14 protein-coding genes and 1 tRNA gene are annotated in these 23,261 nt (G+C 58.5%); 8 read left to right on the top strand and 7 right to left on the bottom strand.

The window, feature by feature from the left end:
• Window positions 1-104: 104 nt before the first annotated feature.
• Window positions 105-180 (bottom strand) — tRNA-Glu (locus tag NYP16_RS09170).
• Between the two features lie 205 nt (window positions 181-385).
• Between NYP16_RS09170 and NYP16_RS09165 the strand changes: the two genes are divergently transcribed.
• The 7 genes from NYP16_RS09165 (at window position 386) to NYP16_RS09135 (ending at window position 12,964) form a co-directional block, all read left to right on the top strand.
• Entirely contained in the window at window positions 386-3,106 is a 2,721-nt protein-coding gene (locus NYP16_RS09165) for a LuxR C-terminal-related transcriptional regulator (RefSeq protein ID WP_274943831.1), read from the top strand.
• A gap of 190 nt (window positions 3,107-3,296) precedes the next feature.
• On the top strand, window positions 3,297-4,844 hold the full coding sequence (locus tag NYP16_RS09160; protein WP_274943830.1) for a hydantoinase/oxoprolinase family protein: 1,548 nt from the start codon (window positions 3,297-3,299) through the stop codon (window positions 4,842-4,844).
• A 65-nt stretch (window positions 4,845-4,909) separates the two neighbouring features.
• Window positions 4,910-7,054 (top strand): TonB-dependent receptor, encoded by a 2,145-nt coding sequence (locus tag NYP16_RS09155; RefSeq protein WP_274943829.1) that lies wholly within the window; start codon window positions 4,910-4,912, stop codon window positions 7,052-7,054.
• Window positions 7,055-7,159: 105 nt separating this feature from the next.
• Entirely contained in the window at window positions 7,160-8,458 is a 1,299-nt protein-coding gene (locus NYP16_RS09150) for a cytosine permease (RefSeq protein WP_274943828.1), read from the top strand.
• Window position 8,459: 1 nt separating this feature from the next.
• Window positions 8,460-9,209, top strand: a complete 750-nt coding sequence (locus tag NYP16_RS09145; protein WP_274943827.1) for an aspartate/glutamate racemase family protein — start codon at window positions 8,460-8,462, stop codon at window positions 9,207-9,209.
• A 23-nt stretch (window positions 9,210-9,232) separates the two neighbouring features.
• Window positions 9,233-10,333 carry a DUF917 domain-containing protein gene (locus NYP16_RS09140; protein ID WP_274943826.1) on the top strand — a complete coding sequence of 367 codons (1,101 nt, stop codon included), beginning with the start codon at window positions 9,233-9,235 and terminating at the stop codon, window positions 10,331-10,333.
• Between the two features lie 165 nt (window positions 10,334-10,498).
• Complete coding sequence (locus NYP16_RS09135) at window positions 10,499-12,964, top strand: hypothetical protein (RefSeq protein ID WP_274943825.1); 2,466 nt, start codon at window positions 10,499-10,501, stop codon at window positions 12,962-12,964.
• Between the two features lie 140 nt (window positions 12,965-13,104).
• Here the strand turns inward: NYP16_RS09135 and recJ are convergent, their stop codons facing one another.
• The 4 genes from recJ to NYP16_RS09115 all read right to left on the bottom strand — a co-directional run bounded on the left by recJ (window position 13,105) and on the right by NYP16_RS09115 (window position 18,868).
• Complete coding sequence (recJ, locus tag NYP16_RS09130; protein WP_274943824.1) at window positions 13,105-14,892, bottom strand: single-stranded-DNA-specific exonuclease RecJ; 1,788 nt, start codon at window positions 14,890-14,892, stop codon at window positions 13,105-13,107.
• Window positions 14,893-15,326: 434 nt separating this feature from the next.
• On the bottom strand, window positions 15,327-16,304 hold the full coding sequence (gene glpX, locus NYP16_RS09125) for a class II fructose-bisphosphatase (RefSeq protein ID WP_279347206.1): 978 nt from the start codon (window positions 16,302-16,304) through the stop codon (window positions 15,327-15,329).
• A 48-nt stretch (window positions 16,305-16,352) separates the two neighbouring features.
• Window positions 16,353-17,660, bottom strand: a complete 1,308-nt coding sequence (locus tag NYP16_RS09120; RefSeq protein WP_274943823.1) for a homoserine dehydrogenase — start codon at window positions 17,658-17,660, stop codon at window positions 16,353-16,355.
• Window positions 17,657-18,868 (bottom strand): LL-diaminopimelate aminotransferase, encoded by a 1,212-nt coding sequence (locus NYP16_RS09115; RefSeq protein ID WP_274943822.1) that lies wholly within the window; start codon window positions 18,866-18,868, stop codon window positions 17,657-17,659. The genes NYP16_RS09120 and NYP16_RS09115 overlap by 4 nt, the downstream gene beginning before the upstream one ends.
• Before the next feature lie 282 nt (window positions 18,869-19,150).
• On the opposite strand from NYP16_RS09115, the gene NYP16_RS09110 reads away from it, so the two are divergent.
• Window positions 19,151-20,935, top strand: a complete 1,785-nt coding sequence (locus tag NYP16_RS09110; RefSeq protein WP_274943821.1) for a PHA/PHB synthase family protein — start codon at window positions 19,151-19,153, stop codon at window positions 20,933-20,935.
• 132 nt (window positions 20,936-21,067) lie between these two features.
• Here NYP16_RS09110 and NYP16_RS09105 read toward each other — a convergent pair whose 3' ends face one another.
• On the bottom strand, window positions 21,068-21,580 hold the full coding sequence (locus NYP16_RS09105; RefSeq protein WP_274944160.1) for a gamma carbonic anhydrase family protein: 513 nt from the start codon (window positions 21,578-21,580) through the stop codon (window positions 21,068-21,070).
• Window positions 21,580-22,704, bottom strand: coding sequence for an N-acetyl-gamma-glutamyl-phosphate reductase (gene argC, locus NYP16_RS09100; RefSeq protein ID WP_274943820.1), 1,125 nt, complete (start codon window positions 22,702-22,704; stop codon window positions 21,580-21,582). Before argC ends, NYP16_RS09105 begins: the two co-directional genes overlap by 1 nt.
• Between the last annotated feature and the right edge of the window lie 557 nt (window positions 22,705-23,261).

Here is a 23,261-nt window from a genome sequence, read left to right as displayed (position 1 = left end):
AACAGCGGCCCGAGCCCTGTTCACTCTAAATTTTCAAGATACAAAATAAAAACAGAACGCGTCTCGCGCATTCCTTTTTGCCAAACCTTCTGATGCAAAAGGTGTGGCGTCCCCACGGGGATTCGAACCCCGGTTACCGCCGTGAAAGGGCGGTGTCCTAGGCCTCTAGACGATGGGGACTTGGACGGCCCCTCAAATGCCGTTTTTACCGGCCGCCGTCAAGCAGAAACTGCCCCTCCTGCCCGAGAAGTTTTGCCGTCCCGCGCCGAACCATGCAAATTCATCTTTTACGAGTTATGAGCCACATTGATTTTCGCTCTTGGATTTAATCATCTCAGGGATATACTGAATTTCAAATGAAACCGAGGCTCCAGGGGGCCCATTCGTGAAACAAAAAGGAACGGCTGGGGAGAAATCCAGTGCGCAACCTTTCGCCGCTCAGTCCGGCGGGGTGGCCGTGGCCAAATTTGCGCCCATGGTGCAGCAAACGCGTCTTCTCACGCGCGATGCTCTGCTCGACTCCCTCGACAGCCTGCAAAAACGCCGCCTGGTGCTGCTCACGGCCCCTGCGGGCTATGGCAAAAGCACGTTGCTCGGTCAATGGCGCGACCGGCTTTTAAAGCGCGGTCGCCGGGTCGCCTGGCTGTCGCTTGATGATGACGATGGCAATCCCGGCGATCTTGTCACCTGCTTTTTGCACAGCCTGCGCCGCGCCGGCGTCAAACTGGCCCCCGACCTCATCAAAACCGCCATTCTTGACGAGGCGACGGCCAAACATCGCCTGCGTCAGCTGCTGAACAGCATTGCGAGTGACGGCGTGGAAACCGTCCTGATGCTGGATGAGGTCGAACATCTCCCCGGCCCCACGGTCGAAACCATCATGACCCCGCTGTTGCGCTGGGCCCCTGAAAACCTGCGCCTCGTGATCGCCGCCCGCCGTGTACCACCATTGCCCCTCGCCACCCTGCGGGCGCAAGGGCTGCTGGCCGAACTGCGCGCCACCGAACTGCGGTTTACCCAGGACGAGATCAGCGAACTGTTCGGACCGCAGCTGAGCCGTCAGGATCTGAGCAACATCGACCGCCAGACCGAAGGCTGGCCGGTGGCGCTTCAACTGCTGCGCGGTTCGACACATCCCACACGATCGCTTTCGCTCAGCCCGGCCCATGAAGATATTTCCGCCTATTTATCGGAACAGATCTTCGCTGTCCTGCCGCGTCCCCTGCATGATTTCCTGATCGAGGCCTCGATTCTGGATCGTCTCAGTCTCGGCGCGGTCGAACGTGTGCTTGGCCACAGCGACGGCTGGCGCGCGCTCCTTGAAACCGAAAGCCTCAAGCCCTTCCTGATCAGCGTCGACCGCGATGTCGGGGCCTATCGCCTGCATCCCATCATTCGTGAGACGCTCTCGGCCGCCTTCAGCTCCTTGCCCCCGGCCCGGCAGACGGAGATTCACCGCGCCGCCGCCCTCTGGCATGCCCAGGGTCAGCATCTGCCGCGCGCGCTCCGCCACGCCCTGCTCGCGGGCGATCTCGATCTCGCCGGCCAGCTTGTGGTCGAGGCGGGCGCGCTGCAGATCTGGATTCGCCACGGCTTCGCCCGCCTCAAGGCCATTGACGAACTGTTGTCCGACGATCTTCTCGCCCGCTTTCCCCGTCTCAAGCTGCTGCGCGCTCTGGTGCTGGCAAAAGATGGCGCCAATGCCGCCACCCGCCGTCTTTTTGAAACGGTGCGCACAGACACGCAGGATTTCACCTTCGACGCCTCGGGCGGTGATCCCGCGATCCTGCGGCTTGACGGGCTGGTGGTGGAATCGACATTGATGTTCAATGAAGGCCGTGCGGCCAGCGATGCCTATCTCGATGCCTATGAGCGCACGGTGCACAGCATTTCAGGCGATGATCATGTGTTCCAGGCCCATGTCAAAAACCTGTTGTGCATTTCCTGCGTTCAGCGCGGGCTGTTCGATCGCGCCGTCGCCGCCTCCCATGAGGCCATTGATCATTACCGCCAGGCCGGCTTGTTTCATGGCGAGTTTTACAGCCACCTCCATCTCGGCGTCATCAATATGGCCCAAGGCATGGCCGATGCGGCCGAGACGTCCTATGGCCGCGCCCAAGCCATCGCCCGCAAGCATTTCACCGATGACCGTCCCAAAAACATGCAGTTGAACACGCTCCTCGCCGAGCTCGCCTATGAAAGCAACAATCTGCCGTTGGCCGAACGGCGTCTGCGCAGCAACGGCGATCAGCTGCGCCATTCCGAAGGCTGGTACGATATCTATGCCGCCCAGCATGTCACCAACACCATGACCGCGCTTGCGTCCCAGGGCCTCGACGCCGCGCTCAACCAGATCGACAGCGCCTGGCATATGGCGAGCGAACGCCATATACCGGGCCTGAAGCCCCTGCTCGACGCCACCCGCGTCAGTTGCCTCGCACTCTCGGGTTTCACGGACGAGGCCGCCGCCGCCGCTCACGCAGGCGGTCTCGTCCTCAGCCCCGAGACGCCGCACCAAAGCTCGCTCTGGCGCGAAGAAGAAGCCGTGCTCACCGCTCTCGCCCGTCTCGCCCTCCGCCAGGGCGAGGCGGCCAAACTCGCCATCATCCTTCCGCCGCAGTTGCAACGCCTGCGTGCCCGGCGTCATGTGCGCTCCTCGATCCGCATCGGAACGCTCACCGCGCTCGCTTTCGCCGATCTTAAGGACACCGAAACCGCGCTCGGCCATCTCGGCACGGTCCTCGCGCTGTCGGCGCGCTCTGGCTATCAGCGCATGTTCCACGAAGAAGGCGCCGCCATGGTGCCGCTCCTCAAACAGTATCTGCTCAACAGCCACAGCGACATAACCGCACGCAGCCATGCCGCCGACATTCTCGCCGTGCTCGACGTGGGCTCGCGCGCGTCAAAAAGTTACACCGCCCTGTCGCCGCGCGAAGTTCAGGTTCTGCGTCAACTGGCCCTCGGTCAATCCGACAAACTGATCGGCCGCGCCCTCACCCTGACCGAAAATACCGTTAAATATCATCTGAAAAATGTCTATTCCAAGTTGTCCGTGTCCTCCCGGACCGAAGCCGTACAAGCCGCCAAGCGCCACGGCCTGATCTGATCAAATCTCAGATCGAACTGTTATATATAGATATTTTCCCAAAAACCTACCTGATCGAGTGGTGTTGTCAGATTTGCTCGCAACACGTGCACCTCCTCATTTTTTCCCGTTCGCTACTCTTGGTAGGCTTTGCATCACCGCATCCTTTGGGAGACGCTGACATCAGACCCCAAACGAAAGACCTTATATTATGCGGATCGGAATCGACGTCGGCGGCACCAACACGGACGCAGTCCTTATGGATGGGCGGCGCGTTCGGGCCTGGCGCAAGACGGCAACCACCGATAACGTCTCAAGCGGCATCATCACCGCCATCACTGAAATTCTCACCCAGTCCAAAGTGTCGCCCGCAGACATCGAATGCGTGATGATCGGCACCACACATTTCACCAACGCCTTTGTCGAACGCCGTCATCTGCTGCCCGTCGGCATCATCCGCATCGCACTTCCCGCCACGCGCGGGTTGCCACCACTCGTGGATTGGCCCGCCGATCTTCACGCCGCCATCGGCGACCATGTCTTCATGGTTCGGGGCGGCTATCAATATGACGGCCGCATCAACAGTGCGCTCGATGAAACAGCCATCGCAGACGCCGCCCGCGCCTTCCGGGCCCGCGGCATTTCAACCGTTGCCATCTCCGCCCTGTTCTCGCCGGTCAATGGTCATATGGAAGACCGCGCCGAAGCCATCCTGCGCGATATCATTCCCGATGTGCGCATCACCCAGTCTCATAAAATCGGGCGGCTCGGTCTCCTCGAACGCGAAAACGCCGCCGTGATGAATGCGAGCCTTGCGGATCTCTCCACCAAGGTGGTGACCTCGTTCCGCAAAGCCCTGCTCGATCTCAAGATCACCGCGCCATTCTTCATCAGCCAGAACGACGGTACCTTGATGAGCGCGGAGTTCGTCGAAAAATATCCGGTCCTGACCTTTGCCTCCGGCCCCACCAACAGCATGCGCGGCGCGGCCTATCTGTCCGGCATCAAGGACGCCCTTGTGGTCGATATCGGCGGCACCACGACGGATATCGGCTTGCTCGCGAACGGCTTTCCGCGTGAATCTTCGGTCACGGTGGACATCGGCGGCGTGCGCACCAATTTCCGCATGCCCGATATCTTCGCCATCGGCCTCGGCGGCGGCAGCCTGGTGTCACCGCAAGACCCGTCCGTCATCGGCCCGCAATCGGTCGGCTTCCGCCTCAGCGAAAAAGCGCTGGTGTTCGGTGGCGACAGCCTGACCGCCACGGACATCGCCGTGGCCGCAGGCTACGCCGACATCGGGGAGGCCGCGCGCGTCAGCCATCTGCCGCCCGCGCTTGTGGAGACGGCGGTCGCCCGCATTCACCGCATCGTCGAAGAAGGCATCGACCGTATGAAAACCAGCGCCGCTGAGATGCCGCTTATTCTGGTCGGCGGCGGCGCGGTGCTGATCTCGCGCCCGATCGCCGGAGTCTCCGACATGATCGTGCCGGAATTCGCCTCGGTCGCCAACGCCATCGGCGCCGCCATCGCGCAGGTCGGCGGCGAAGTGGATCACGTCTATTACTATGCCAAAACCGGCCGCGAAAATTCCCTGGCCGATGCCCGCGACAAAGCCATCCGCGCCACAATCGACGCCGGAGCAGCGCCGGGCACCGTCAGCGTGCTCGATCTCGAAGAAATTCCGCTCGCCTATGTTCCGGGCGGTGCTGTCCGTATCCGCGTCAAAGCGGCGGGCAAACTCTCTCTGACGGCCTGATCAAAAACAAAAAACAAACGTGTGCCACAAGCATCACACATAGTATGGAGGATAAGGACGAGACAATGACCAAGATCACAAGAACTCTTTGCACAGCAGGGCTTCTGGCCACTACGGCCCTGATCGCCTTCAACGGCACTCCCGTTTTCGCCGCCCCCGCCGCGGCGGCGGAGAACAGCGGCACCATCGAAGAAATCATCGTCACCTCACGTAAACGCGCCGAAAAACTTCAGGAAGTTCCTGAATCCATGACGGTGTTCAGCGCCGTGCAAATCGAACGCGCCAATGTCTACAACGTACGTGACTTCGCCAGCCAAACACCAAACCTGCTGGTCCGTGAAACCTTTCGCTCGAACGAAAGCTTCATGACCATGCGCGGCCTGTCAAGCGCGCAGGGCGCCTTGCCGCCGGTCGCCATCATCATTGACGGCGTCCAGATGAGCTCGAACGATTTCCTCAATCAGGATCTGATCGACATCGAACGCATCGAAGTCTTGAAAGGTCCTCAGGGTGCCCTCTTCGGTCAGGGTGCCATCGCCGGCGCGCTCAACATCGTGACCCGACAGCCGACCAATGATCTCGAAGGGTCGATCAAGGGCTCCTACGGTAATGCCAACAGCTACCGCATCAACGCCAACGTCTCGGGCCCCATTGTCCAGGATATGCTGTTCTTCCGGCTGAGCGGCCAATATCGCGACAGCGATGGCCTGATTAAAAACAGCCGCGGCCAGCGCATTAGCTTCGGGGATCAGAAGCTCGGGCGCGCGCAGCTCCAATATCGCAACGAAGCTCTCAAAGTGAACCTGCGCGGCTCCTGGTCTGACGGTACCGATAGCTGCTGCATTCAGGATAAAGTCCCTCGCATAACCGGGCTCGCTCCCGGCGTCGTTCGGTATTCCAATCTCGATGACGTGACGCACCCAGGCGCCACCAGCAACATCATCGGCAGCGAGGATACCCGCTTCCGCGATGCCTCGCTCAAGATCGACTATGACTTTGGCTTCGCCACCCTCACGTCGATCACCGGCTGGGCCGATGTGCGGCAAAATGTCTATGGTGATTCCGACTACACGAACCTTCCCGTAACCGTTGGCGGCGTCACCTACCCGCTCGGCACGGGACAGGATGTCCGCTATTACACCAATATCCGCAACACCGAACTGCGCCTGACATCGAATGGCGACGGTCCGCTCCAATGGTTGTTCGGCGGTTTCTACCAGAAAAAAAGAACCACACAGTTTGTGCGCGTAGGCCCCCTTCTTGGCGACCATATGATCCTGCCACTCAGCGCCAATCTGGACCTGTTCACACATGGTGAAGCTTGGGCCGTCTTCGGTCAGGGCAGCTATCACTTTACCGATGAGCTCGATCTCTCTGTCTCGCTGCGTTACGATCACGATAAGCAGGACTCGGAAAATCGCCTGGGTATAAATACGTTCGCCCAAGCAAAGTTCAAAAAGCTTCAGCCAAAGGTCCAGTTGTCCTATCAGTGGACGCCGGACATCATGACCTACGCCACCTATTCGACAGGTTTCCGGGCGGGCGGCTTCCAACAGAATTTCAAGTTCGACAACGAAGAAACCAAAAACTATGAAGTCGGTTTCAAAAGCGCGTTCGCCGACAACCGCGTGACTGTCAACGGGTCATTCTTCCATATCAAATACACCAACCAGTTCCTGTCCTTTGTGGTGTTCAACCCGACGGGCCCGGCGCTGTCGCGCACGATCAATATTCCCTCCTCCGACATCGATGGGATGGAACTTGAAGTGAATGCCCATCCGACCGACAAGCTCACCCTCACCATGGGGGTTGGTTTCGTCGACTCGATCATCAGGGAGGTAAAACCCGATGCCGTTCTGATCGGCACCGAACTCGCCGTTGGCAACAAATCGCCGCTGGTGCCACCCTTCACCTTCAATGCCGCGGCCACCTACAAACAGCCTGTGTCTGACGGCATGGATCTCGTGCTCTATGCTGCGTACCAGCGTCGTGGCGGTTTCTTTTTTGATATGACCAACACCATTCGCACCGGCACCAAAGACTTCGTCGACGGCAAACTCTCGCTCGAAGCTGAGCAATGGAGCGTCGCCCTCTGGGGTAAGAACCTGACGAACACCCGCTGGGCCACCAACATGTCAATCACCGGAGCAGACCTGCGCGTTCCAAACCAACCGCGCAGCTACGGTGTTGAGGCCAGCTACAAGTTCTAATATGATCCTGCAATAGGGAATGGCGGTACCGCCGCCATTCCCCCGTTGCTCTCAAGGCTCAGTCAGTTCAAACCCGTAACCGCGGGATGTAACCAAGGACCCGCCATGGCCGGAGCATTCAAATCCGATGATTACGCGCATAGCGCCGTGCCTGCTGACCAAACAGTCAGCGGCTGGCGCATCGCGCTGATCAAGATCGGCATCGTGATCGCCCTGCCTGGTTTCATCACCGGGGCGGAAATCGGTTTCGCGCTCGGCCTCGGTCGCGGCACCCTCGCCATTCTGATTGGCGGGCTGATGCTGATGACGCTCGGCATGTTGACGGGCACGGTCGCGGCAAAATCCCGGCTCACCACCTCGCTCATAACCCAGTTCGCATTCGGGACCCTTGGCGGGCGTCTCATCAATGTGGTCCTGGCGCTGACCCTGCTCGGCTGGTTTGGCGTAACCGCGCAAATTTTCGGCGAAAGCGTCAATCATATCGCCAGCACCTTGTTCGATATTCATCTGCTGCCGCAAGTCTATATTCTGATCGGCGGCATCATGATGGTGATCACCACCATGTATGGCTTCAAAGCGCTGCAACGGCTGTCGGACATCACCGTGCCCTTGCTCATGATCATGCTCGGCATCACCGCCTGGCTCGGAGCCCGCGCACTCTCCATGGAGAGTTTTTTCGCAACGCCCGACCATGCCATCGGTCTCGGCTTCGGCATTTCCACCATTGCCGGGGCACTTGCCACAAGCGTCACCATTTTCCCCGACCTGAGCCGCTTCGCCCGCACCCCGAGTGATGCTCGCCTCGCGTCCGGCGTCACCTTCGGTATCGGCCTCCCGGCTGTTCTGCTACTGGCCGCGATCCCAAGTGTGGCCACGCAGCAAAAAGACATCGTCATCATCATGACCAGTCTCGGGCTCGGCGCGCCAGCCCTCATTCTTCTGGTCTTCAAGGCCTGGGCGACCAATTCGGGCAATCTCTATTCCGGTTCGCTCGGCCTCGCCACCATTCTTGAACGCTTGCCGCAATGGGGCGTTGTCATCGCCGCCGGCACCGTCGGCATTGCCCTCGCCGTCTTTGGCATCAGCGATTATCTACGCCCCTATCTCATGCTGCTCGGCATCACCATTCCGCCCATCACCGGGATTTATCTTGCCGATTTCTTTTTGTTGCGGCGGCAGGTCTATGATCTCAGCACCCTTCACAATCGCCCGCGCATCTCCTGGACTGCCTTTGTCGCCTGGGGCAGCGCCATTGCCATCGGCACACTTTCCGCCCGCAGCATTGTGAGCCTGTCCGGGATACCGGCCTGTGACGCCATCGCCACCGCTTTTCTGATTTATCTCGGCCTGAACCGCCTGTCGTCCCTGTCCTCAAAACTCCATCTGGAAAAAGAGGACATCTGACATGACCAAAAAAATCCGTATCATCACCCCGCATACCACGCCGCGCCCGACCAAACTGGACGAGCTTGCTGGCCTCGACAATTTCATCGACGTGACCTTTTCGCAAGTCGGCCTCGACACCGGGCCCGCCTCGATCGAAAGCGCCTTCGATGATGCGCTCTCAGCGGTCGGCGTCGTGAGCCGCGCCATCGAAGCGCAGAACGAAGGCATTGATGCCGTCATCATCGACTGCATGGGTGACCCCGGCCTGGACGCCGCCCGCGAGGCCGTGTCCATTCCGGTTCTCGGTCCCGGCGAAACCGGCATGCATATGGCCGCCATGCTCGGCCATAAATTCAGTGTCGTGACCATTCTCGACCGGGTCTGCCCGATACTTGAAAATCATGCAAAAATTTATGGCGTCCAGGACAAACTTGCCTCGGTGCGCCCCATTGATATCGCCGTCAATGACATCGCCCATAACGAAACACTGCTGATCGAAAAGCTGACCGAGCAATCCTTGCTTGCCCTCACCCAGGACAAAGCCAGTGTGATCCTGCTCGGCTGCACCGGGTTTCTGGGCATCAGCGAAAAACTTTCAGCGGCGCTTCAGGACGCAGGCTATCCCGCGCCGGTTCTCAATCCGCTCCGCACTGCGGTCATGACAGCTTTCGGCCTGATCTCGCTTGGCCTCACGCAAAGTTCGATTGCCTGGCCCCCGCCATCGCCGAAAGCGATCAAGGGCTTCACCATCCCGAAACTCGTCTCATGAAAATCCAGGACCCGACACCGCACATGACCAACAGCATTCACATCGACGACCTCGAAGACCTCGCACGCGGTGCGGCCTTTCTTGGCACCGGCGGCGGAGGCGATCCCTATATCGGCCGCCTGATCGCGCGCGAAGCTTTTCGCGAATTCGGAGCCCCGCGCATCATCGCCGCCGAAGATGTGGATGACGACGCCCTCATCTGCTCCATTGCCGGGTTCGGTGCACCGACGGTTCAAGTTGAAAAGCTCATCTGCGGCGACGAAATCACGCACGCCCTCGCCAAACTCGAACAGTATCTGGGACGTCCGATCGACGCCCTCATTCCCGCCGAAATTGGCGGCAGCAATTCGCTCGTGCCGCTCATGCTCGGCGCCCGCCGCAATCTTCCGGTGATCGATGCCGATGGCATGGGCCGCGCCTTTCCCGAATTGCAGATGAACAGCTTCAGCGTGCATGGCATTCGCGCGACACCGCTCGTTATTACCGATGAACATCTGAACTGCTCCATCATCGAAGCCGGCACCGACACCGAAGCCGAACAAATGACCCGCGCGCTTGCCATTCAAATGGGCCTCCGCGTCTTCATCGCCTGCTTCCCCATGTCCGGCCGCGATATGAAAAAAGCCGCGATCTATCATACGCTCACACTCGCGCGCGGCATCGGCGCGTCCATCCGCGAAGGCCGCATGAAAGGCGATCCGGTCACATCGCTCATCAACTATTTGCGCGGCACCACGACCTATCCCCACGCCCATGTCCTGTTCGACGGCAAGATCACCGACTTGGATCGCAGCACCTCCGAAGGCTTTTCCGTCGGCCGCTGCACCCTCGCCAGTCTCGACGGACAGCCATCCACGGCGGAGTTCGTCTTTCAGAATGAGAATCTCATTATCCGCGTGGACGGAATCATGCGCGCGGTGGTCCCCGATCTCATCTGCGTGGTCGATCGCGAAACCGCCGAGCCCATTCCGACCCAGGCCTTGAAATACGGTCAGCGCGTCAAAATCATCGGCGTCAGTGCGCCCGAAAAAATGCGCACGGCCGCAGCCCTTGCCGCCTTTGGACCAAAGGCCTTCGACATCGCTGAAGATTTCAAACCGATTGAAATCCTCGCAGCTCCCTAAGCCTGCGCCACAGCATCTTTTCCACACCGCGACTATTGCAAACGCCGCTCCAGACATTGGAGTGGCGTTCTTTTTTTCACATCACAAAACCGACCTCTCTACCGTCAGTAGATTAGTCTTGAAATATTTCGAGACTGCCAAAACGGTAAAAATGAGAGGACTATCATGGAACAGACATCCTCCTTGATACGCGCGCATAAAGCCTTAACCAATCTCCTCGCTCGCGTTAGCGAAGATCACGCACCGGCCTTTAGTCAGCCGGTTCTTCAAGAACTCAATGCGACATTGCGGGCAGAAGGACATGAGAACCTGCTCGCAAATCTTGCACCCGACGATCTTCGGACATTTTCGGACTATTACAACGCATGTCATACTGTTGCCCTGGCAAAATTTCAAAATCTCGAAGTCCAAACTCCGCGTAAATTCTGTAGCCTGTTGAATGCAGAACTATTGGGAAGCATCGGAACGCTCCAGGCCCCGGCCAAAGCCCCAGCCAAAGCCAGTCCATCTCCTGCATCCCCAAGTGTAAGCGGCGGCTCCGGCAGCAGTAGCAGCAGTAGTAGTTCTGTGCCAAAATCCGACGCTCAAATTTTGCTTGATCGTGTGATCCTTCAACTCAGGAACGCTGATCCAGACGATTTTCTCTTCTTCTTGAACTTGACCAACGACATGCCTCTAAGCACGCCCGATCAAGCTCGTTTAAGAACTTTGTTCGCAGATCGAACCCCGCCAGAAATTGTAAATTTTCTGACCTATTACAAAATGATTTACCCGTTGGCCATAGAAGAATTTGGTGCCGACGTCGCCTTCACGCCTGCAAACACGGGAGCATTCATCACCATCTTCACGGGTCGTCTGCTGGCACAGATCCATATCCTTGAAGGTGCTGCAGCTGCACCGGCAAAGGCACCGGCAAAGGCACCGGCAAAGGGAAAAGCAGGAGCAGGAGGTCGGCCAGGCCCAGCCAAAGCGCCTGCATTTGACCTCACGCAATATCGGATCGCCTTCGATAAATTATGTCTCTATGATGCGATTTATGATCTTCTATCCGGAAAACTGCATCGCCTCGATCCGGTGATTGGCGATTTCGGTTGCCAATGGCGCGTGCCTTTTGTGATTGATCTGCACACTGATGCAATGCGCTATATTCTCTCACAATTATGTGATGGTGATATCCGCGAGCTTCGTGCGCAACTGGATGCCTATCTCAACATCAGGCACATCATCACCAGTCTTTCTGATTTTTCCGTAGTCGCCACTTATGATGGACTGCTCGCCGCCTTTCGCGAGTGCAGCGGAAAAAAAGGTCCTGACCTTGTCAAATATCAACACCTGACAAATATACTCACTGGCTTGTGCGATATGATCACATCAAGCTCACCATTCTTCGAATCCGTTTGCGATCGGCTTATCCCATGGATCGAACTTTACAAAAGAGATGAAATTCCAAAATTCAATGCCAAAACCTATTTGATCGCCTGCAAGATCATGACGCAAAACCGTATTCGCAGCATGGATCCCTTCGGTCTCTCCGGCATTCAGACAGAACGGGACATTCCATTGCAATCGAAAATGATTGTGAGCGTTATCAAGGAACTTGCCGACAATTCCTATGCCTATATGAAATATGTGGCGCGCAGTGTTTGCACCTATGAAAACATTCAATTCGATATGGACCACCGCCCGTTGCCCTTAACAGCTCCGGAACCCCTGAACTTCACGATCTGGCGCTTGCTCGAAGAGCACCCCTTCGCGACCGTACAGCAAAGCACTACTTATCTGAGCCATTGTTTTTATGCCCCGATGCGTATGCTGCTGAGCTACCAGCTCATCAAGTACCAACCGATCATCATCGATCTGAAACGCCTGCTCTGCACCCCAACCGAAGCCGAAGGAGACGCCACCTACGCTTTCAATGGCGGCGCCATTCTCTATTACGAACCGCATCTCGGAACCGGCACATTCCGCTTTGTTGCAAACCCCACAGCCGAACAAATGAATACTGTCGGCATGTGTATCGAAGTTTTCAGTATCCTCAATCCCGCCGCCCCACCTCTGCATAGAGATGCCGAAGCAGGTCTATTTTCCCCGTCCTTTGCAACATTCATCGAAACCTTGACCACGTCCTGCACGATCACCGACCTGCTTTTGCTGGCCTGTGCATCGCATAATGAACTGCCAAATAACATCGTGGCGGGAACACCGGCAAAGAAAGTCGTAGACAAAGACTTGCATGCGCTGATCGAGGCTGCGCAGCGCGGAACGATTAGCGTAATGCCCAACCCTGAACTTGTGAGTGCAACATATTGCACCTCACTTGTCGGTCCGGGCGTTCCGCTCCTTAACCTGCCTAGCGAATACTGGAACTATATGATCGAGCGCAATCGCTTCCTGGCCCTTCTAATGGCCAAACATGGATCCATGTCGACCGCATACAAGGTCTATCTTCATGGTGACCGCACCAATGGACTGCGCATCATGTCGACAATTCCATTTGCGCCGATCCATATCTATGGCTGCACCTTCGCCATCAAATTCGCGGAGTTGCAAGCCCTGATCGCCAGCGGACGCACCGCGGCACCTGCACGGCGTCTCGTCACCGAAGCAGATTGCGTTAAAAAAACCGACTGATTTCGTTAAAGTCACAACCTCTGCGCCGTCCCTTTTCCGAGGGACGGCGTTTTTTCGCACGTCCTCCCCCACCGCGGCCGACAGGATGCTATTTTCCATACCAGACTCATCACTACCGTCAAAAATAACGACCAGCATATCTAACCAACCAGCGCCGCATCCTCGATCTGAATTTCCGCCGTACGGCGTCCGTTCCAGCTGTTGATCTTAAGATTGGCCGCCACATGAAACCGCCGCCCATGGCCGGTCAGAATAGCTTGCCCCATATCCGTGGTGGCGGCGCGAAACGCCACCCCCTTGATGCGGCTGCCGTCGAGCCCCTCAAACGTCGCCCGCACATGATCGGCGCCCACCACATCGGCAAAGGCGACCTTCATGTGCGGCAGCGCAAAGCGCGGGCTCGGATTGCCCGCGCCATATGGCCCGGCCTGCAACAACTGTTCAATCAGTTCGATGCTCACGGCCCCCGCCGACAATGCGCCATCCAGAAGCAAAGCCCGGGACGCCCGCGCCGCATGGAACGGCTCGCTCAGACGATCGATCAAAAAGGCTTCCAATTCGGGAATCCGCGCGGCCTCCACAGTCAGACCGGCCGCCATCTTATGCCCGCCGCCATTGATCAGAATCCCGGCCTGCCGCGCCGCCGTCACCGCCGCACCAAGATCAACCCCCGTGATCGAGCGCGCCGAGCCCTTGCCGATGCCCTGATCGTCGATAGCAATGACCAGCGACGGCATTTCATACCGTTCCTTCAGCCGCCCGGCGACAATGCCGATCACCCCCGGATGCCAGTCCTCACCCGCCACAAAGGCCATGGGCCCCGCAGGCTCGCCGCCATGTTTGGTAAAGAGCCGCGCGAGCGCATCATCCTGCACTCCGGCCTCAATGGCCTGCCGCTCGCCGTTATACCGATCAAGTGCCTGTGCAAGCTCCGCCGCCTCGATGCTGTCCAACGTGGTGAGCAACCGCGCGCCAAGCTCCGCCTCCCCCACACGGCCGCCCGCATTGACCCGTGGCCCCAGCAGAAAGCCAAGATGATAAGGCCCCGGCGGCTCATCCAGCCGCGCCACCTTCATCAGCGCCTGCAAGCCGATATTGCCGCTCCGCCCCATGACCTTGAGCCCCTGCGACACCAGCGCCCGGTTCAGCCCCACAAGCGGCACCACATCAGCCACAGTCCCAAGCGCCACAAGATCAAGGAGCGCCATCAGATCCGGCTCCGGCCGCGCATCGCCATACCAGCCGCGCGCCCGCAACGCCCGGTTGACCGCAACACATAACAAAAATGCCACCCCGACCGCCGCCAGATAGCCAAGCCCGCTGTCGTCATCCAACCGGTTCGGATTGACAATAGCCACAGCAGGCGGCAACGCCGGTTCAGCCATATGATGATCGACCACCATCACCTCAAGCCCGGCATCCCGCGCCGCCGTCAACTGGGCATGCGCGGAAATACCGCAATCCACAGTGATGACCAGCGCCACCCCTTCAGCCTTCAGTTTCAGCAATGCCGGAATATTCGGGCCATAACCTTCGGCAATACGATCCGGAATATAAATCCGCAACCGCCCGCCCGCGCCCACAAAAAACCGCTGCAACAGTGCCGAGGACGTGGCCCCGTCCACATCATAATCGCCGAAGACAGCAACCTCTTCGCCAGCAATTATAGCCTCCGCCACCCGCGCGGCGGCCTTGTCCATATCCTGCAGAACGGACGGATCCGGCATCAACGCCCGCAAAGATGGATTAAGATATTCCGCGGCGTCGTCAAGTTCGATCCCGCGCCCGGCCAGAACCCGGGCCAGCATTTCCGGAATATGCAGCGTCTGCCGCAACGCCCCCACCTGCCGCTCCAACGCAGGCCGAAATCGCCAGGCCCGCCCCTGCAAGGATTGCGCGACACCCAGAACCAGATCATCCGTTTCCATGCGCGCAAACTCCTACTTCAGAAACCTTGTGATTACCGAACTATGTGATTACCGAACTATGTGTCATTACCGGGCTTGACCCGGTAATCCATGCCACCACCCACAACCAGCCGCAAAATGAATACGCGGGTCAAGCCCGCGTATGACAACTTATTTGAATGTATAACACTCACCTAAACTAAACTGTCATTACCGGGCTCGACCCGGTAATCCATGTCGCCACCCGCAACCGGCCGCCAGATGGATACGCGGGTCAAGCCCGCGTATGACAGCTTATTTAAGCGCATGACAGCTTATCTGAAACGCATATGGCAGCGTATCTAAACTATTTGTCATTACCGGGCTTGACCCGGTAATCCATCCATCAACCCACAAACCCGCCGACAAAAATGGATTGCCGCTGTCCACGCCCGGCAATGACATCTATTCAGTCCTCAATCATTCCGATCGAAGGAATGCTCACCCTTAACCCAGCGCACTGTGCGCGAGCGCGAGCGCATGACCACCGAACTCGTGCTATAGCGCTTGCCACCCGGCAGCGTCTTCACGCCATCCAGCAGCCAGCCATTGGTCACGCCCGACGCGGCGAAAATCACATCGCCCTTGGCCATTTCCTCGGTCGAATATTTGCGGTCGAAATCGCTGATGCCGCAACGCACGGCACGTCCGCGCTCGTCATCATTGCGGAACAGCAGGCGGCCCTGAATCTGACCACCAATGCAGCGCAGTGCCGCCGCCGCCAGAACACCTTCCGGCGCCCCGCCCGAACCCATGTAAATATCCACCATGGTATTATCCGGGTCCGACGTCGCAATCACGCCCGCCACGTCACCGTCGCCGATCAGCATGATGCGAGCGCCCGCATCGCGCACATTCTTGATCAGCTCCGCATGGCGCGGCCGGTCGAGAATGCAGACCATCACGTCTTCAACAGCAACACCCTTGGCCTTGGCCACCGCCGCGATATTTTCAGCCGGCGAGCGATCCAGATCGACGATGCCCGGCGCATAGCCGCCACCGACAGCGATCTTGTCCATATAAACGTCCGGGGCATACAGCAGATTGCCCTTTTCGGCGATGGCGATCACGGCCATGGAATTCTGCTGCGCCTTCGCGGTGATGGTGGTGCCTTCCAGCGGATCCAGCGCGATATCGACGCCAACCCCTTTGCCGGTCCCGACCTTTTCACCGATAAACAGCATCGGCGCTTCATCGCGCTCGCCTTCGCCGATGACCACGGTGCCATCCATATCCAGCTGATTGAGCGCGCTCCGCATGGCATCGACGGCCGCCGCATCGGCGTCCTTTTCATTGCCGCGCCCGACAAGCTTGGCCGCAGCCAGCGCTGCCGCTTCGGTCACACGCACGAGTTCCAGCACGAAGATACGATCCAACGTCGACTCTTTAGTCATATGCTTTTCCTTAAGTCCCCACAGGCCACCCGGACAGGCGGCCGTACCTTAATTTTTAACCATCCGCAAAACGGTCGGCTGTTCCACAAGCGACGTAAGCCCCATGATTTTCAGAACCGCCTTGCGCACGGCTCCTTCTTCCGTTTCATGGGTGGTAAGGATCACATCGATACCGCCTTCGCTGGCCCCGGATGCCTCTTCACTGCCGCGTTGCAGCAGGCTATCGATCGAGATCTGTTCGGTGCTCAGGATTTCGGTGATGCTGGCAATGACGCCCGGCTCATCGACCACCCGGAGATGCAGATAAAACGACGCCCGCAACGCATCCCGCGCCGCCGCCGGAGCTTTGGTCAGCGCCGCCACCGGCACCGAGAACACCGGCGTGCGATTGCCGCGCGCCACGTCCACAAGATCGGCAACCACGGCCGAAGCCGTCGGCCCTTCACCGGCCCCGCGTCCTTCATAGACGGTCTTTTCAACGAAATCGCCATGCACCACCACCGCGTTGAACACGTCATTGACGGCTGCAAGCGGATTGGATTTCTTGACCATGCAAGGCTGCACGCGCTGATCGAGCCCGTCCGCCGTCATCCGCGCGATGCCGAGCAACTTGATGCGATAACCCAGCTCTTCCGCATAGCGGATATCGACCGGCGAAATCTTGCGAATGCCTTCGATGGCGATTGAATCGAAATCAAGCGCGGTACCGAACGACACCGCCGCAAGGATCGAAAGCTTATGCGCGGTATCGATGCCATCGACGTCAAAGGACGGATCGGCTTCGGCATAGCCAAGCCGCTGCGCCTCATCCAGCACATCGCCAAAGGCGCGCCCGCTGCGTTCCATCTGGGTCAGGATATAATTGCAGGTGCCGTTCAGAATGCCGAACACGCTTTCGCAGCGATTGGCGGCCAGGCCATCGGAAATCGCCTTGATGATCGGAATGCCACCGGCCACCGCCGCGTCCAGCCGAATGGTCAGCCCTTTTTCCTCAGCCACCGCCGCAAGCGCCATGCCATGATGGGCAATCAACGCCTTGTTCGCAGTCACCAGAGACTTGCCATGGGCGAGCGCGGTTTCGGCCAAAGCCTTCGCCACGCCGTCCGAACCGCCGATCAGTTCAACGATCACATCGACATCATCGGCCAAAGCCATATCGACCGGGTTGTCATACCAGCGGTAACCCGACATATCGACGCCCCGGTCGGTCCCGCGTGACCGCGCGGAAATCCCGGTAATTTCAATCGAACGTCCAGCCCGCGCCGCAATCAGCGCGCCGTTTTGTTGCAGAATTTTGACGACGCCCCGGCCAACAGTGCCAAGGCCGGCGATACCGACACGCAGAGGTTTATTCACGATGCAGCCTTTTTATTACCCAGAATTTCGTCCCGTGAGGCCAGGAATTTCTTGATATTGCGAATGGCCTGACGGATGCGATGTTCGTTCTCAACAATGGCGATACGCACAAAGCCGTCGCCATATTCCCCAAAGCCCACGCCCGGCGACACCGCCACCTTGGCATGGGTCAACAGAAGCTTTGAAAACTCAAGCGACCCAAGATGCTCCCAGCCCGGAGGCAGCGGCGCCCAGGCGAACATGGTCGCCGCCGGAACCGGAATGGTCCAGCCCGCGTTCGCGAGGCCAGAAACCAGCACATCGCGGCGCGATTTATAAATCTTGCGGGCCTCGACAATGCAATCCTGCGGGCCGTTCAAAGCCGCCGTCGCCGCCACCTGAATAGGCGTGAACGCGCCATAATCAAGATAGGACTTAACCCGCGTCAGGGCCGCCACCAGATCCGGGCTCCCGGCGGCAAAACCGATGCGCCAGCCAGCCATGGAATAGGTCTTGGACATGGATGTGAATTCGATCGCCACATCCTTCGCCCCCGGCACTTCCAGAATGGAGGGCGGCGGGTTGTTCTCGTCGAAATAGATTTCCGAATAGGCCAAGTCCGACAGGATATAGACCCCGTGCTTGCGGCAGAAATCCACCACCTTGGCGTAGAAATCGAGCCCCACCACCTCAGCCGTGGGGTTGGACGGGTAATTGAGCACCAGTGCGATCGGCTTCGGCACGCTATGGCGCACCGCGCGTTCCAGCACCTCCATGAAATCAATGCCATGCATGGGCAGGTGGCGAATGGTCGCCCCCGCAATAATAAACCCATAGGCATGAATGGGATAGCTCGGGTTCGGCACCAGAATGGTATCGCCCGGCGCGGTGATGGCCTGGGCCAGGTTCGCAAGCCCTTCCTTCGACCCGAGGGTGACGATCACTTCCTTTTCAGGGTCCAGCGTCACATCGAAGCGGCGCTTGTAATAAGCCGCGAGCGCCTTGCGCAAGCCCGGAATTCCGCGCGACTGGGAATAGCCGTGGGTATGCGGATTGCGCACGGTTTCCACAAGCTTTTCCACAATATGCGGCGGCGTCGGCAGATCAGGGTTGCCCATCCCAAGATCGATGATGTCTTCACCGGCGGCGCGGGCTTTGGCCTTCATCGCGTTCACTTCAGCGAAAACGTAAGGCGGCAGGCGCTTGATGCGGTAAAATTCAGCTGTCATGTGAGACACCATCGAAAAAATGCAATGCCCTACAAATTTGGGCAAACCAGGGCAAACCGGGGGCCCTCCCCCGATCGGAGCCCACTTTACGCCAAGAACCTCAGGACGCAAGCGCCTTCTCAGGCTTTTTCACACCCTTCATTGCGCGGCAAAGCCGAAGCAATCCAGCCCTTCCGCGCTCCCCGCACTCTCCCCTACCCAAACCCGAACCGAGTGCGCTAGACTGACTCTCACAGAGACCAGCGGATCATGGCAGAACGGCCAAACAGGGACGCGCACGTAATGGATGACGGACCAACACCCTTTACTTTCCCCGATGCTCAGGACTTCAACGACAACTGGCTTAAAATCGCCGCCCACAGTCAAACGCTGATCTCCCAGTTTCTGTCCTCGAACGATGCCTATCTCCAACAGGCCAATCTCGACCCCATGGCGGTCGGCCGCGCCTTCCTCGAAATGACCAACCGGGTCCTCACCTCCCCACAGCATCTGGCCGACAGCCACATTACCCTGTGGCAGGACTATATGAAGCTGTGGCAGAACGCGACCCTGCGCATGATGGGCGGCACCCCCGACCCGGTGATCGAGCCGGAGCAGGGCGACAAACGCTTCCGCGACAGCGAATGGACCGAAAATCAGGTCTATGACTTCATCAAGCAGTCTTATCTTCTAAGCGCGCGCTGGATGCAGGGCGTCGTCCAATCGGCGGGCGGCGACGAAGAACACGACTCCCGCAAGCTCGATTTCTTCACGCGCCAGTTCATCGACGCCATCAGCCCCTCGAACTTCGCCCTGACCAACCCCGAAGTGATGCGTGAGACCCTCGCATCCGGCGGCGACAATCTGGTCAAAGGGCTGCAAAATCTGCTGGATGACCTCGGCCGCGGCCAAGGCAAGCTCAACATCAGCCAGACCGACCTTGAGGCCTTCGCCATCGGGGAAAACATCGCCACCACGCCCGGACAGGTCATTTTCCGCAACGAACTGATCGAGCTCATTCAATATGAACCGGCCACCAAAACAGTCTATAAACGCCCACTGCTGGTCCTACCGCCCTGGATCAACAAATATTACATCCTTGACCTGAAGCCGCAAAATTCACTGGTCAAATGGCTGACCGAACAGGGGTACACCACTTTCATCATTTCCTGGCGCAACCCCGATGTCCGCCATGCCGCCTTCGGCTTCGACGATTATATGCGGCTTGGCCCCCTCGCCGCCCTTGATGTCATCGAACAGATCACCGGCGAAAAATCCGTGCATGCCCTTGGCTATTGCATCGGCGGCACGCTCCTTGCCTGCACGCTCGCCTGGCTCGAAGCCACCGGCGCGGCCGCCCGCATCCCCGCCGCCACCTTTTTCGTCAGCCAGGTGGATTTCTCCGAAGCCGGAGAGCTCAAGCTTTTCGTCGATGACGAGCAGATCGCCAATATGCAGGCGACCATGGACGAAAAAGGCTTTCTCGATGGCCATACCATGGCCACGACCTTCAACATGCTGCGCTCGAACGACCTCATCTGGTCCTTCGTCATCAACAATTATCTGATGGGCAAGGACCCGTTCCCGTTCGATCTGCTGTACTGGAACAGCGATTCAACCCGCGTCACCCGCGCGGCCCATGAATTTTACCTGCGCGAGATGTATCAGAACAACAATCTGGTGAAACCCGGCAAGGTCGAAATGAACGGCGTCGCCATCGACCTCAGCCAGATCAAGATTCCAATCTATATCCAGGCCGCCGAGACCGACCATATCTGCCCCTATAACTCGGTCTATAAAGCGACCCAGATCTATAGTGGCGATTGCCGCTTCGTGCTCGCCGGATCAGGCCATATCGCCGGCGTCGTCAACCCGCCCTCGGCCAATAAATATTACCATTACACCAACGATACCCTTCCCCAAACCGCTAGGGAATGGCTCCACGACGCCACCCGCCACCCCGGCTCCTGGTGGCCCGACTGGCACCAATGGTCCGCCCCCAAATGCGGCAAAAAAATCCCCGCCCGCACCCCAGCCAACGCACTGGAACCAGCGCCGGGAAGCTATGTAAAAACCAGATATGGCTGAGGAGGACAAAGATGGATTGCCGGGTCAAGCCCGGCAATGACAATGGAGCAAAACGATCAGCCACTAAATTGTCACACACTAAATTGTCATACGCGGGCTTGACCCGCGTATCCATCTCTCCACCCCACAGCCCTAAGCCCCCACATACTCCGCCGCAAGCTCCGCATAATGCGCACTCGCCTTGCGATGCCCGGCCACTTCATCCGCACTCAAGTCCCGCACGAACCGCGCCGGCCGTCCGGCCCACATCTGCCGCGCCGGAATCCTTTTCCCCGGCGTCAGCAAACTGCCCGCCGCCAGCATGGCATCGGTCTCAACCACGCAGCCATCCATCACCGTCGCCCCCATGCCGATAAAGGCCCCGTCCTGCAATTCACAGCCATGAATAATGCAGGCATGACCGATCAGCACATCGTCCCCAATAAAGGTGCCATGGGTCTTCCGCGACACATGCACAATGCTGCCGTCCTGAATATTGGTCCCGGCCCCGATGCGGATTTCATTGACGTCGCCACGCAGCACGCAGTTGAACCAGACGCTTGACCGCGCGCCCACGACCACATCGCCGATGACCCGCGCGCCGGGGGCGATGAACACCCCGTCCCCAAGCGTCGGATACAATCCCCTGAACGGATAGGTTGGCATCACGGGAACATGGGCGCCTGTTCAAGCCCCGTGGTTTCCGGCAGGCCGAACATCAGGTTAAAGTTCTGGATCGCCTGCCCCGACGAGCCCTTCACCAGATTATCAATGGTAGCAATGATCATGGCACGGCCGGGAATACGATCCTCGAACACCCCGATCATGCAATCATTCGACCCGCGCACATAACGCGAGGCCGGAACCATGCCCTTCTCGACCACATGAACAAACGGCTCATCGGCATAGCGCTCGGTCAGCACCGCCCGCAGATCATCCGCCGTCACCCCATCGCTGAGCTTCACATAAATAGTCTCATACTCGCCCCGGTTCATGGGCACGAGATGCGGCGTGAAGTTCACCAGCAGGGACTGCCCCAAGGCCCGCGACAATTCCTGCTCGATTTCCGGCGCATGGCGATGGCTTGCGATGGCATAGGCATGCATGCCTTCGGCCACTTCGGTGAACAGATTCTGTTCCTTGGCCGAGCGCCCGGCCCCCGAAACCCCCGACTTCGCGTCGATGATGATATCCTCGCCCGTGATGACCTTCGCATCCAGCAACGGAATGAGCGACAGCAACGCCGCCGTCGGATAACAGCCCGGACAGGCCACAAGATCAGCCTTTTTGATCTCGTCCCGGTAAATTTCCGTCAGGCCATAGACCGCAATCTTCTGCAACTCCGGCGCGTCATGTTCCTTGCCATACCACTCGGCATAGGTCTCAAGATCACGCAGCCGGAAATCCGCCGACAGATCAATAACCTTGATCTTGCCCTTGATGGACGACGCGATATCGTCCGCGTCCTCGACAATCAGCTCATCCACCAGACTATGATCGGCACCATGAAGAATGCCCTTCACGACCTTCTGCGACGTCGCATGCGGCAAGGCACAGAACACGGCCTCAACCTCGATCCCGCCCCATTCGATATCCTCGATGGCGATCAGATTCGGCACCTTCAAGCGCCCAAGATGCGGAAACACATCGGCCAGAGCCTTCCCGGCCTTCCGGTCAGCCGTGGCAAAGACGATTTCGATATTCGGATGACGACAAGCCAGACGAATAAGATCCGCCCCCGTATACCCACTCGCCCCCAGAATCCCGACCCGGATTTTCCTATCTGTCATGTCCGCATCCTTTTTTCGATCATATCAACATTATTGCCACGAATGCCTGTCCCATGAAACGTTCAATCGTCATGAGACATCAACGCAACGGCCGAGAGACGGATTAAGCCCGGCAATGACAAATAACCAAAGCCGCCCCACCACCCAATCATCCTGTCATACGCGGGCTTGACCCGCGTATCCATAGGCCCGCCACACCAACGCTGGAACCATGGATTGCCGGGTCAAGCCCGGCAATGACAGACACTCAAAACCGCCACCACCCACCCATTCTGTCATACGCGGGCTTGACCCGCGTATCCATAAGGCCGACGCACCAACGCTGGAGCCATGGATTGCCGGGTCAAGCCCGGCAATGACAGACACTCAAAACCGCCACCACCCACCCATTCTGTCATACGCGGGCTTGACCCGCGTATCCATAAGGCCAACGCACGAACGGTGGAACCATGGATTGCCGGATCAAGCCCGGCAATGACAAGAAAGTCGGAAACCCCAAACAGAAAAAAGGCCCGGACAAGCGCCCGGGCCTTTCTCGATAGGAATATCGACGAAAC

Source organism: Govania unica, from assembly GCF_027920805.1.
Lineage (GTDB): Bacteria > Pseudomonadota > Alphaproteobacteria > Sphingomonadales > Govanellaceae > Govanella > Govanella unica.
This window is presented reverse-complemented; position numbering and strand designations above follow the sequence as displayed.

Bases quoted from the DNA above. Each gene is read 5' to 3' on its own strand.
- NYP16_RS09140 (WP_274943826.1), top strand. From the start codon at position 9,233: ATGACCAACAGCATTCACATCGACGACCTCGAAGACCTCGCACGCGGT.
- NYP16_RS09145 (WP_274943827.1), top strand. From the start codon at position 8,460: ATGACCAAAAAAATCCGTATCATCACCCCGCATACCACGCCGCGCCCG.
- NYP16_RS09105 (WP_274944160.1), bottom strand. From the start codon at position 21,580: ATGCCAACCTATCCGTTCAGGGGATTGTATCCGACGCTTGGGGACGGG.
- NYP16_RS09110 (WP_274943821.1), top strand. From the start codon at position 19,151: ATGGATGACGGACCAACACCCTTTACTTTCCCCGATGCTCAGGACTTC.
- glpX (WP_279347206.1), bottom strand. From the start codon at position 16,304: ATGACTAAAGAGTCGACGTTGGATCGTATCTTCGTGCTGGAACTCGTG.
- argC (WP_274943820.1), bottom strand. From the start codon at position 22,704: ATGACAGATAGGAAAATCCGGGTCGGGATTCTGGGGGCGAGTGGGTAT.
- NYP16_RS09155 (WP_274943829.1), top strand. From the start codon at position 4,910: ATGACCAAGATCACAAGAACTCTTTGCACAGCAGGGCTTCTGGCCACT.
- NYP16_RS09115 (WP_274943822.1), bottom strand. From the start codon at position 18,868: ATGACAGCTGAATTTTACCGCATCAAGCGCCTGCCGCCTTACGTTTTC.
- NYP16_RS09150 (WP_274943828.1), top strand. From the start codon at position 7,160: ATGGCCGGAGCATTCAAATCCGATGATTACGCGCATAGCGCCGTGCCT.
- recJ (WP_274943824.1), bottom strand. From the start codon at position 14,892: ATGGAAACGGATGATCTGGTTCTGGGTGTCGCGCAATCCTTGCAGGGG.
- NYP16_RS09160 (WP_274943830.1), top strand. From the start codon at position 3,297: ATGCGGATCGGAATCGACGTCGGCGGCACCAACACGGACGCAGTCCTT.
- NYP16_RS09135 (WP_274943825.1), top strand. From the start codon at position 10,499: ATGGAACAGACATCCTCCTTGATACGCGCGCATAAAGCCTTAACCAAT.